The sequence below is a fragment of the Ercella succinigenes genome, from assembly GCF_900002895.1.
Genome location: NZ_CDHP01000015.1, coordinates 1 through 13,069, shown reverse-complemented (window position 1 = coordinate 13,069; position 13,069 = coordinate 1). Strand labels below are relative to the sequence as shown.

The 13,069-nt window shown below is 36.4% G+C and carries 8 protein-coding genes; 1 reads left to right on the top strand and 7 read right to left on the bottom strand.

Features of this window, described 5'->3' with window-relative positions:
* Nucleotides 1–449: 449 nt before the first annotated feature.
* The 4 genes from AC0KSB_RS04525 to AC0KSB_RS04510 all read right to left on the bottom strand — a co-directional run bounded on the left by AC0KSB_RS04525 (nt 450) and on the right by AC0KSB_RS04510 (nt 9,918).
* A complete protein-coding gene (locus tag AC0KSB_RS04525; protein ID WP_472307028.1) occupies nt 450–6,488 on the bottom strand; it encodes a LamG-like jellyroll fold domain-containing protein in 6,039 nt (2,012 codons plus the stop codon).
* 175 nt (nt 6,489–6,663) lie between these two features.
* Nucleotides 6,664–7,509 (bottom strand): carbohydrate ABC transporter permease, encoded by an 846-nt coding sequence (locus AC0KSB_RS04520; protein WP_472307027.1) that lies wholly within the window; start codon nt 7,507–7,509, stop codon nt 6,664–6,666.
* 1 nt (nt 7,510) lies between these two features.
* Nucleotides 7,511–8,437, bottom strand: coding sequence for a carbohydrate ABC transporter permease (locus tag AC0KSB_RS04515; protein ID WP_472307026.1), 927 nt, complete (start codon nt 8,435–8,437; stop codon nt 7,511–7,513).
* A gap of 185 nt (nt 8,438–8,622) precedes the next feature.
* A complete protein-coding gene (locus AC0KSB_RS04510; RefSeq protein ID WP_472307025.1) occupies nt 8,623–9,918 on the bottom strand; it encodes a sugar ABC transporter substrate-binding protein in 1,296 nt (431 codons plus the stop codon).
* A 242-nt stretch (nt 9,919–10,160) separates the two neighbouring features.
* Between AC0KSB_RS04510 and AC0KSB_RS04505 the strand changes: the two genes are divergently transcribed.
* On the top strand, nt 10,161–10,733 hold the full coding sequence (locus AC0KSB_RS04505; RefSeq protein WP_472307024.1) for a 4Fe-4S binding protein: 573 nt from the start codon (nt 10,161–10,163) through the stop codon (nt 10,731–10,733).
* A 16-nt stretch (nt 10,734–10,749) separates the two neighbouring features.
* Here the strand turns inward: AC0KSB_RS04505 and AC0KSB_RS04500 are convergent, their stop codons facing one another.
* The 3 genes from AC0KSB_RS04500 to AC0KSB_RS04490 form a co-directional block, all read right to left on the bottom strand.
* Nucleotides 10,750–12,396 (bottom strand): complex I subunit 5 family protein, encoded by a 1,647-nt coding sequence (locus AC0KSB_RS04500; RefSeq protein ID WP_472307023.1) that lies wholly within the window; start codon nt 12,394–12,396, stop codon nt 10,750–10,752.
* Nucleotides 12,389–12,724: a sodium:proton antiporter gene (locus tag AC0KSB_RS04495; protein ID WP_472307029.1), complete on the bottom strand. Its 336-nt coding sequence runs from the start codon at nt 12,722–12,724 to the stop codon at nt 12,389–12,391. The genes AC0KSB_RS04500 and AC0KSB_RS04495 overlap by 8 nt, the downstream gene beginning before the upstream one ends.
* A gap of 74 nt (nt 12,725–12,798) precedes the next feature.
* Nucleotides 12,799–13,069: transposase (locus AC0KSB_RS04490; protein ID WP_472307022.1), on the bottom strand; the 271-nt coding region annotated here is incomplete at its 5' end.

Here is a 13,069-nt window from a genome sequence, read left to right as displayed (position 1 = left end):
TTTCCAAGCATAAGGTCTTTAAGAATTTCGTCTTCCAGTGTAAGATGTACTTGAGCCATGATCTCATTCCTTTCAGTTGTTAGTTTCGCAAAACCTATTATACCGAAAGCGAGCTCGTGGCTCTTTTTTATTTCTCAATTTACACCAAGTATACGGACTTTATCTACACTGATGGTATTGTATGCGATAAACTGAATAATAAAAATAGGGATAAGTGATACAAGAATAAATGAAAAAAATAATTTTTGAGATAATTTTTTCCTACCATACCAATTTGTGATTTTTTGACCTGTTTTACTGTTTTGCACTTTTTAATTATCCCCTCATATTTTTATTATATACATTAGAATCAATAAGATTTCCTTATTATATACAACTAAGTAAAAGGACAACAGCTCCTTCCTCAAAAAAGAGGAAGAAGCCTTTTGTACCGTATGATTAATTCACTTTCATATATCCTTAGATTTTTGACGACGAATAAAATGCAGTCTTAATATGTTCACAGCTAACATTAGAATCGTTGCTAGCAGAACATATATAACACTTGGAATACCATTTTCACCCATCTTGGGAAGTTCGTTATCCGAGCCGCCCACAGAAGTATCTTCAGTATCAGTTTCCGCTGCCAGTTCTACAACTCCGAAAACAGAGAAGCTATCTACTTCAAATATTATTTCTCCATTTTTGACTTCACATTCCAGCAGTTCTACCGTTCCGTCATCTTTGATATGTACTATTGCTATTCGCTCAGGATCCATTCCTTCCGGCAATTCCATCGTTATTATTACTTTTGTTCCTGCTGCCGGTTGTACTTTTATTCGTCCTGATTCTGTCAATGCATTTATGTCGAACAATAATACCTGATCAAAATCCTCTACCAAGGTCATTATCTTTTCTAGGGCGGCTATTCCTTCATCACTTGCCTTATCAACCTGAATTATCTCTATGATCACAGCTTCTTCAAAGGCGTTTTCATCTGCTTTGGCTGTGACTTTTGTTTGCGTCTTATTTTCTACAGTCAATTCTTTTTCTATAACTTCTTCAGGTTGAGGTTTAACCGGATCTGTAGGCTTGGTTGGTTCTGTTGGTTTTGGATCTGTTGGTTTTGGATCCGTTGGATCTGGATCGGTTGGATCTGGGTCTGTTGGATCTGGGTCTGTTGGTTTTGGATCTGTTGGTTTTGGATCCGTTGGATCTGGGTCTGTTGGATCTGGATCTGTTGGATCTGGATCTGTTGGATCTGGATCGGTTGGATCTGGATCATTAATAATATCATACAATCCAGAAATCATTTCTTGATCCGCTGTAATTTTATAAATCTTAAACTCATCCATTTGTATGTTTAGAGGATACTGGCTGTCTGCTGGATATCCATTTAGACCAAATCTGTTTACAGCATCATCCGACCCTGTAATGCTGCTTGGACTTCCGATTACTTTTATCTCTTGAGCAACACCATTTTTATAAATATTTCCTTCATTATTGTCTGAATTCCAAGTTATTGCTATATGTGTCCACTCATCTTCCGGCAGGAACTCATTCGGATTTTCATCTACATATATAGCATTAAATCCGTCTACCACAAAGAATGCAGAGTAATTATCACCTACAGGATAATTATGATAAAACCCATTGCCATTATAGGTAGAATCATTTTTCGCCCAAAGAATAGCGTTATTCCCTGTAAGCACATCAGTACGTTTAATCCAATATGATATCGTCAAATCTGGTGTTGCCAAATTTTTACCTGCCGGTATTTCAAACCAGGAGTTATTGCCAGTAAAGGCCAAAGCTTCACCTACAACGCCCTCTACCCAGTTGTTTTCACCAAGCTCAGCTTCTATTCCACTATAATTGTTATCTGACTTATCAAGAATTGTCTTTATATTTTCTTGTTTGTCAAATGGAAGATGCAAAATAAGATCTTCCTGATTATAGGGTTTTTCGATCAACTCATTTATTGCCAATTCAAGAGCAGCTAATGCATCGTCTACCTGTGATTGAGTTATATCTGTTTGATTTAAGGCAATTTGTGCATTTTCAAGAACAGTTTCAAATGACGCCCATGAATCAGATGTATAGTTAATTTCTTTTAAGGAGGCGGCTTCCGTAACTTTTGCTCTTAGGGCTGCACGATTAACCGTATCTAAAACATTAAGTTTTAATGTAGCTTTGGTCGCTGTTCCTGCAACAGTTCCAAGTCCCGTAAGTATATGCTGACCGCTTTCACTTAAGACTGAAGGATCTATTTCATCCCAGACAACTGAAACAGATTGATTATCTATTGCACCATTATTGTAGCCTACTTTTACAACTGCAGGCAGAATCGGTTTGATTCCGATATATGTAGTCGCTTCGGTATCAAAAACATCTGTAATATTTGCAACGTCCATATCATTTCTGACGGTTATTGTTGCTGTTGTAAAAAGCCCATTAGCTGAATTTACCCCATTTACAATCACAGTGCCATCTGTTTGAAATTGGTCTTCTGCTATTTCGTCCCAGACAACAGGCGCAGTGGCATATATACCATCTTTTATTCGAGCACCTATTGTGTCAGGTAAAACAGGCATAGTACCTGTTTTAAGACCAATGAATACAGGATCAAGGGATTCTATAGGCGTTGAATAAACTTTCCAGCGCAAAATACCTGTTCCGGCAGCTGGCATAGTTACATTCATACGAATAGCATCTGTAACTACCGCCTCTGTTTCAATAGTATTATATGTATTTCTTACTCTCGCATCAGCGAAATCAGTAATAAGCTCAACAGGCTGCCAATTTCCCTCTGAGTCACGGTACAACATTTCTATTGCTGAGGGAATTCTTGTTCCACCATTATCGTCATACCAGTATATGTCGTGTTTATATATGTTAACAGGGTCATTCCATGTGTATTGTATCCAGTTCTGAGTTGCACTGGTTCCCCAGTTGCCCCAACCTTTACCTGCACCAGGAGCAGATGTTGTTGGATTATTATCAACATTATTTATCATGCTGATATTTTCCCAGCCTGCCGTATAATTTGAAGTTGGTGTTGCCTGAGGGGCAACGTCAACATCATCTGTTGCACCTGTTTGGCTGATATTAACTGTATATTCCGCGAAACCTGACAATTCACCGTCATCTGCCGTCAATCTAATAGTATATTCTCCTGGCACAGACACTGATACTGTTTTTTGAAGTTCATTTGAACCGCTAAAGAACACTAAAGCATCTGAAGAAGGTTTAGATACAACTGACCAGTTGTAAGACAAAGTACTGCTGTATGGCATACCATCGTCTCTTACTGTACCAACCAGTACAGTTTTAAGGTTGCCGGCTTTGCTTATATCTTCAAACAAAGCTACTTCAGGTGCAGTATTTGCTATATCAGGACGATCTCCACCTTCAGAATACAATTGGATTTCAGTCACCGATGTAAATTGCCCAGGCCTGTTTATAAAAGATACCCTTACCTTGTCTGTTGTGACCTGAGTAAACTTATTATTGTTATAGTTAGCTTTTACTGTTTCAGGACTTCTATTCTGATTTTCAGTATGCTGCCATTCTGTTCCATCCCAATATTCAAGTAAATATTTTGATGGTTCGGCATATCCTCCGGGCTGTCTATCATTATAGAAATAAATATTCATCATGTCGATTGTTCTTTGTTGTTTCAAATCAATTATAAGCCAATCAGTTTGATTAGGTGATTGATAATTACCCCAAAAAGGCATATTTACAGTCACGCCATCGACAACAGCCTGTGGCTCTGGAGCCATTTCATTAACAGCTTTAGAGGTCGGATCATTGCCATCGGCACGGTGTTTTTCTGCCCACGCAGCTTCTCTGGCTACAGAAGGAGTATAGGAAGCAGTTACTTCTGCGCCTTCAGCGTAGTTAACAGCATTGAATTCTGTTTCTATACCTGATTTTTTTAGCATTTCAATTACATTTTTCTCTGTAATCTCTACATCAATTGCAACTGGAACGCTTGAAGGCTGCAAATTTTGAATAGTTGCAGAGTCATCTTCACATACTACAGTTCCACTTTTTGGATCATATTCAATTTTAGTAAGTTTGTCGGAAAGTAACACTAGATTGCCATCTACATAAAGAGCAAATCCTTCTGGCAAATCACCATAATGTTTTGTGTCATCTGTAGGATCATCCCAGACAATTGTCAAATCCTGACCATGATAACTTATATTATTGACCATAAAGTGATCATAACCAAAATCAATAGGATCAAGTTCAATTATATCGTCTGCTCTTGGACGTACACCTGCCATATTTTCTATAAACAGATAATTATAATTACCTAAAATATTATGATAAATCCAAGAACGGTAGTAAGTATCTTCGGTTCTGTTATCAATATTAAAGAACTCATTGTTATTCGGATAAGTGACATCACCACCATTAGGATACATATTCCAGGCTTGCCACTCAATCATAAGCTCAAGCATTTCAGGCGTTACATATTCATGTTCAGGATCATAAGTTCTCAAAGCAGCTTCATATGCTCTTGCTTGAACAGTAAAATTAATATTCGAGAAATTATTCGAAGGTCTTAACCCTGCAGCTACAGCTTTTGCATTGTCTACCTGGTTTGCTGTGTAACACGGCCAAATTGGGAATTCATCTGCATACTTGAAATATTCCAGTGCAACTCCATACTTTTCTATTGATTCTGGATCTGTTGGCACCACATATTCGCTAAAGTAGTTAAAATTATTATTTTCTTTCCAAGGCACCAAATTGGGTTGATCAGGATTATGTACAACGAAATTTGTTCCTGGATTAACAGCTCTTGTCTCAAATGCATTACACTGGTTGCACCATAGATAATGTAAAATATCTTCGCGAATATTTTCTGCTAATACTGAAAGTTCATTTTCTTTTGCTGTATTACCAGACAGACCATACATTTGACTGGCTGCATTGGCAGCGCCAAATACATAGGCATTTTCCGCATGAGTTTTCCAAGTACCTACTCCAGGATAACTCATTGAAATCGTGTCCGCATCATTACCTGTCATATAATTGCTACGATAATCTATCAAAAAATTCTCTGGTGTTGTAGCACTTGTATGATTACCATAATGATCTATTTGCCCTTTGGCATCATGTTCAAAGTAATAAGCTAATGTATTAATTAACTGCTCATTTCCTCCTTTAACAAGATAAGTTTCTAGACCTGCAGTGGCTAAATATTGTCCATAATGATTATTCCAATTGCTGCGATTGCCTGGGTTATCAAGGAAAGCACTGCTTTGCGATGAATTCCCTGCAGATAATAGCAATCCATACGATTCATAAGGGGTACGCATCCATTTTATATCCTGCAGATGCATCGGCTGCGTTAGAATAATTGCATTATTGTATCCAAGAACACCTTCAATTGTTACCGGATACTGATAATCATATCCAGGTATGTTGGCATCAAGAGAATTATATCTTTCCAGCCACCAGCGATAATCAATTGCTTTCTGAATTGCTTTATTGGGAACATCTATATACGGTATATTTTCATACCACCAGCCATTATACTCTGCTTTTTGAGTTTTTAATGCTGTACTGCTATCCATACCCGCAAATCTAATATAGTCTTCGGCTGATTCTGGAATCTCTTCAGTCGTGAAAGCCATTAACGTTTTGATATCAATACTTCCACCAGCAGGAACTGTTACAGTTCTAGCGAGCGTATTTGAAGATCCTTCAATATAATCAAACTGATCACCAGTCAATCTGGTGGTAATCGTAGTAAGATTCGAAGGAGAATTGACTGTACCTATCAATTCCTTTTGTGCTTGCCCTCCTACTTCTACACTTGCTTTACGATTGACATAGGAGGATTCAAGATTTAGTGTTAACTCTACTGAAGTGTCAGCAGAATTGACCAGTTTTACAAGTGTAACAGCTACATTCTGATGACTGATGAACTTTGAAATTTCTGCTTTTACACCTGTAGAACCTATACTATATTCGCTAATCCAATGGCTTGGCGAATTCACACGTGCTGCAGTATTTTCTGTTGTATTGATAGCTGAATTACCTTGAGAAAAAGTAACTCTGTACATTCGATTCCCACCAAGTGGTTGATGATAGGCAACATTGCCGCCAAATCCTATTACCGAAGGAGTACTGGTATACATGTATAGAGCACGACCTCTGGTCAAAAAGGTGTTTCCATCCTCTGCTCCATTACTGCCTGCGGCACCTGTAGCCACACCTGGTCTTGCAAGGATTCTATCCATATAGAAAGAATCCCCTCCATTATTAATATCTGATTCAAAAATTGATTCCAACATACTTCCTGCTGTGTAGTCAACGTCCAAATCATATGCTATATCCAGCTGTTCAGTATTTTTGAAATTTGGTCTTCCGATATCAGTGGCATGTCCTTCTTTTGCATCAACAAAATTTTTGGGAACTATTGAAAGTAACATTCCCAAAGCAAGTGTAAATGCAATTGCTTTTTGTAATAATTTTGACTTTTTCATTTTCTCCTCCTCTTGAATCTTTAATATTTTCTAAGACTCTGGACACCCATTTCACTTTCGCCACAATTATTCCACGGGCAACCTGGAATTGCTTTGAATGTAAAATAAGCTGATCCTTGTCCTTTGAAACAAAGAGACCCAGTTTTTACCCAAATACTATGTTTATTCAAATAATTTAAGCCTTAACTGCACCATTTGTAAGTCCACTAACTATATACCTCTGCATAAAAGTGAAAATAATAATCACAGGCAAAATTGCTATCAGGCCAAATGCCATTGTAAAATTCCACAAAGTCTGATATTGCTGAATATAATTATATATACTTGACGTAATAGGTCTTAGAAGGGGATTTGTCATAAAAGTCATACCGTAGATAAGATCACCCCAGGCAAACATAAAGGAAAAAACAGCAGCAACAACTACACCTGGCCTGGCAATCGGAATCATTATTTTTACAAAAGCCCTTAAGGGACCACAGCCATCTATACGTCCCGCCTCATCTAATTCTTTTGGTATTGAAATAAAATAAGTTCTCAGTATAAGGACAGAAAAAGGAATGCCAATAGTGCAGTCAGCAATTATTGGTGCAATAAAATTATTTAGTAAGCTTAATTTTGCAAACATCTGATAAAGTGGCACTAATACAAGAGTTGCCGGAAGCATTTGAGTTATAAGAAATAACATAATAAAAGCTTTTTTAGCTCCAAATTTGAATCTGGCCAGACCATAAGCTGCAGGAATTGAAAGAATAGTTGAAATAACCATGGTGCTTAGTGCAATTATGGCACTGTTTTTAAACCCAACCATAGTTCCACTATATGCACTCGTAAATTGCTTTGTATAAGGTTCAATAGTTAATTCTCTAGGCCAAAGAGGTGTAGGAACTTCAAATATTTCTATTTGTGTTTTAAGTGATGTCACTATCATCCAATAAAGAGGAAACATCAATATGACAAAAACTGAAATTCCCAGCAAAAATCTTAACCATTTTGTTTTGTTGTTACTACTTACCATGCTCATTTCACATCACCTCATCATCTTTAATTACTTTTGTGTAAAACGAGCCTACAATAAGTAGAATTACAAACATAACATTTGCTGCAGCGGCTCCTTGACTATATTTAAATTCATCAAAGGAAAGTTTGTAAGAAAAAGTAGATACTAAATCTGTAGCATTAACAGGGCCGCCTTTTGTCATTACCCAGACAAGATCAAAAACTTTGAATGTATATACGAATCCTAATGTTAAGACCGACATAATTGCTGGTTTTATCATCGGAATAGTTATCCTGAATAATTTCTGAATCGGATTTGCCCCATCAATACTGGCACTTTCATAAATGTCATCTGGAACAGTAGTGAGACCAGTAAGAATAAGTATCATATTGAAAGGGATACCTATCCAAATATTAGCAATAATTATAGCCATCATTGCTGTATGGGGTTGTAAAAGCCACTGTACAGGTTGTTGAATAAGATTAAGAGATCTCAATAACTGATTAATAATTCCGCCATTTACGCCGAACATAAATTTAAAAAGTAATCCTGTTACTGTTACAGGTATAAGCCATGAAATCATACTGACTCCGCGAAAAAAGGTACTACCTGGAAAATCATGTCTAAAAAGCAAAGCAAGACCAAAACCTATAATAAACTGAAAGAAAATCGAACCAACCGTAAATATTAAGGATTGTACTATAGCACCAGGCAAAACAGCGCCCGGTTTAGTAAATAAATCTATATAATTTTCCAAACCGATATATTTTTGCATATCAGGTTGCGCAAAAGTATATACATCTATATTTTTGAAACTTAGCAAAATATTTTGAATAATAGGATAACCAATAAAAGAGAGCATAAAAATAAGAGCCGGCAAGGTAAAGAGGTATCCCAGGAATTTTTGTGAAGACAAGCTTCTATGCAGGTTATTGTGATTTTTTAATTTCATTTCACAATGGCCCCTTTCGTTACTTAGTAGAAATAGGTAGAGATATCAGACTCTTACAGTTGCGATACAATCAGGAGTCATTGCTTACCTGTAATATTTCAATAATGATTAACCGCTTATGTAAGAAGACCTGATATCTCTTTTAATGTTTTACATTTTTGAAAATAGTATTATGTTAAGTCATATTAATCGACAGCTTCTATAGCCGCTTGCATGTCTCTAGCAGCATCTTCAGGAGTTTTAGCAGAAGTCATTGCTTCCTGGAAACCTCTTGATATAGCTGTCGAATATGAAGGCCATGCTGGTGACGGACCTCTAGGCACGGCAGTCTGAAGCTGATCGATGAAAGCACTCTGCAAAGGATCATTTGTCCAGAAACTATTCTGTGCTGCTTCAGCTTTTGGTGGGAAAGATCCATATGTTTTCATTGCATTAATCATTACTTCGTCATTGTTATAATATTTTAAGAAAGCAACTGCACCATCCTGATTATTGCCTTTTACAACACCGAGATTTTCTCCGCCTAAAGCAGATGATGAAGTCACGTTTGAAGGCATTATAGAAACACCAAAGTTAAGGTCAGGAGCATCCGCAGCTATACCTGGAAGCTGCCAAGGACCATTTTGCTGCATAGCAATTGTTCCGCTCTTGAATTGATTGTTAACATCAGATTGTGTCCAGTTGATAGATTCTTTTGCCAGAGCTCCACTTTCTATCATATCCTGGAATAAAGTAAATGTTTCTACAGCGGCAGCTTCAGTATCGAGAAAAGTTCCACCAGCCATATACAGCCATGGTAAACACTGGAATGTGCCTTCCTCTGTATTAACTGCCGACAAGCCGAAACCAGATACATTATTATCAGGATCAGTTAATTTTTCGGCATATTCCTTAAACTCATCCCAATCTTTAGGCGGTTCCTCTAGTCCAGCTGCAGCAAACATATCTTTGTTGTAATACAAAGCAGTACAGTTTGTAGCAAAAGGAATGCCGTAGTTTCTGCCATCAAGCATAGTTGATGCCCAAGGACCCTGGAAATATTCACTTGAATCTATATCAGCAATTTCATCTGTTACATCAACGAACAATCCCATGGAAATATAAGAAGCCATATCGGGATTGTCAATGATAATAAGATCAGGTAAATCGCCTGACTGCAATCCTACAGTCAGCTGATTTTTGAAGTTTGCAAAAGGAACATAAATATGTTCAGCAGTATATTTATCTTGAGCAGCTTCAAAACCACTTATCAGATCAGCCATCATTTCTCTTTGAGCATCTGTTTCAAAATAATCCCAGATGATAACCTTTGAACGTTCACCATCATTTTCTGTTTTGTCTGAATCATCTGCTGCTGCAGTAGTTGTAGTTGCATCATCATCACCTGCAGCAGTTGTAGTAGGATCACTACTACCACCACAACCAGCTAGCAGGCTGATGACGAGTGCTATAGCAGTAATCAGAACTAAAAATCGTTTCATTTTTTTTCCTCCTTCTTTTGCGACAATCATTAATCGCTTGTTTATGATCATGATTTTAGAAGGAGATGAACAAACTGTTAATTCTAATCTTCTGATATAGGTGGACATTTCTAATATCGCAAAAATTTATTGTTTTGTAATTTCATCACAGATTTTTGACATCAACAATTCTATAATTGCTTCTGGTCGCGCGGGAATAAGACAAATTTATATTTACCAACACAATGGGAGATTGATTAAACATGAACTTAAAATTAAGAAACCATAAAATTCTATTTGCAGGAACTTTGATTTATTTTGCACTTGCTTTTGTTAATATTAACTTATCTCTTCTAGCTTTGGTTTGCATGATTACTCCTTTATATCTGGTTTGGCACAATAAGAAAAAAACCTGGTGTCAGGGTTATTGTCCCAGAGCAAGTCTTTTTTCGCACACAGGGAGAACATTTTTGGCTCAAGGCAAAAAAACGCCATCAAGCTTTATACATGGAAATGTCAAATGGATAATCATGGGTTATTTTGCATTTAATATTGTAGTGATCGCAGTAACAACAATCAGAGTAGCTACTGGACATTTGCCAGCAATGAATTATCCTAGATTTTTATTATTTTTCCCAATTCGTTCTGGTATTTTTCAAGTTTTTACACTTTCTGATTCAGCGAATTGGTTAACTCATATGGCTTACAGATTTTTTTCAATGATGATGTCTACTACTTTTATTGGTATTGTTTTTTCTTTACTTTATAAACCTCGTACATGGTGCACCGTGTGTCCTATTGCTACAATGTCAGATCTAATCTTAAAAAAGAAATAAAAGCCACTTTTTTGCATTAATTTACAATAATAAGATAAATAATCAGAGATAATAAGTATACAGCTATGCCCATACAAACCTGATTAAATCCCGGTTCTATTAAACGAAATTTTTGTAATTTAGAGAGCTTGTTTCTCAAAAGATGATATAAAAAGAAGCCAATTGCCAGCGTAATAATCCAGGCAAATAGATTATCCAAAAACACTTTGACTGATAAGTTAACTTTATGTCCAAAAAATAGTTCTGTAAGATAACCACCTGCAAGACCGGTTAGAAGGCAAAAAATTCCAAAAATCAATACAACTGTTTTTCTTATTGGTGGAATTCTATGTATGGATATGATATGCCCTGAGTTTTGCTTTTGCACCTTAACTTCATCAGTAACACCTAAAATTCCAGGAGAATAGAATATTTTACTAAGCCGCAAAAAATATATTGTTGTGCCAAGATTGATAAGAATAAAACTGATTGATAAAAAGCCTTCATTAAAATCGGTTTTAATCAAATATTTAGAAACACTTCCGTTAAACAAGGGAGCTCCGGTTACACCCAGCATTGCAAAAATAACAGCAAAAGATATTACTGGCATTCGTCTGAAAACATCCGTTATTTTTCTGATGTCTCTCGTTTTATACTTTTCACAAATTAACCCTATCGTAAGGAATAAAGCAGATTTAAATAAAGCATGATTTACTATATGAAACATTGCACCAGCCTTGGAATTATCAGTTCCGAAACTGAATCCTAAGACAATAAGACCTATTTGGGAAATCGTACTATAACCTAATATTTTTTTGATATCAGTTTGTATTAGGGCAAAAACAATACCTGCAAAAGAGGTTAAGAGACCAACAGTTAGAAAAAACATATCTATATTCAGAAAGTAAAACATATCTATTAATCGAAATAACAGAAACACACCTGTTTTAACATAAAGACCAGACAAAACAGCGGAAACCACCATTGGAGCGCCTGGTGTTCCATGAGCTTTTGGTAACCAACTGAATAGTGGAAACAAAGCGGCTTTGAGGGAAACAGCTGTAGCCATTAAAGCAAATGGTAAAATAAGACTTCTTGGCTGGTCAATTTCAGAAATAATTTCAGGAATACGTATTATATCCAAAACACCTGTAACTCGATAAAGAAAACCAAGTCCAAACAAAAAAATTGTCATTGCCACCATATTTATCATTATATAAAACAGCCCATCATAAATTGATCTTTTTTCTTTATTAAACAGTATTAATAATGTAACTACTATGGTGGCAACCTCAATCAGTACATACATATTAAATAGGTCAGTTGAAAGAAAAATCCCTACAAGAAGAGCTTCCAAAAATAAAAACAAAATCATAAATTGTTTTTTTACATACTCTTTTGGTAAATCAAACAAAAGCAGAAGCAAAATTATCAAAGAAGTAAGTAATACCATTACTGAACTATACCTGTCTGCCGCAAGTGTAATACCGATCGATTGATACCAGTTTCCTATAAAATAAAACTGTGTACCATAATTACCAACTTCAATAAAAATCCTGCCAGCCAGAAAAACGACTCCTAACTGTATTGCTATGGCAAAGTATCTGGAGATACGGTCGGACATAAAGTACATAAATGTAGCGCCTGCAAGCGGTAAAAATACTATGGCAAGTTGCTCAGTCATTTTCACGCTCCTTAATCTGCTGATATTTGACTTTATCCCAATTTGTTGTTTGATATTTGTGGTATAAAGAGATAAATAAAGTAAGGTTTACTGCTGTTACGGAAATGCCAATTACAATAGCAGTAATCATTAAAGCCTGTGGCAAAGGGTCAGCCATAATAGAAATATCCGAATTACTACCTATCGGAGGCATATATTCTGCGGGTTTATTTAAAATAGAAATAAAAAAAATGATTGCGGCAGTTTCAAGCAACGTCAGACTTATGACGGTTTTTAAAATATTCCGTCTGGCCATAAGACCATAAAAAGCAATAAAAAATATTATTATGCTTACTATTTCCCCTATATAAAAAAGTCAAGTCCAAAAAGTTGGTGTAAATTGTCTTCCGGTATCTGCATGAATCAGGTGACAACATGCAGGTATGCTGCTCGTTCTGCTAACGCTTCTTTTCTTGCTGTTTCTCTCTCATCAAAGTAGCGATCCATTATGAAATACTTTTTGCCGGTCAACCATTTTTCATGGTGCTCCATCAGAACTGCTCCCATCAGTCGGATAAGACTGTCATCATTGGGGAATATCCGTATAACGCGTTCCCTACGACGTAGCTCTTCGTTGAGTCGTTCTATGCTGTTACTGGTTCTCAGTCGTTTGCGATAGGCTTCCGGCAAAGCA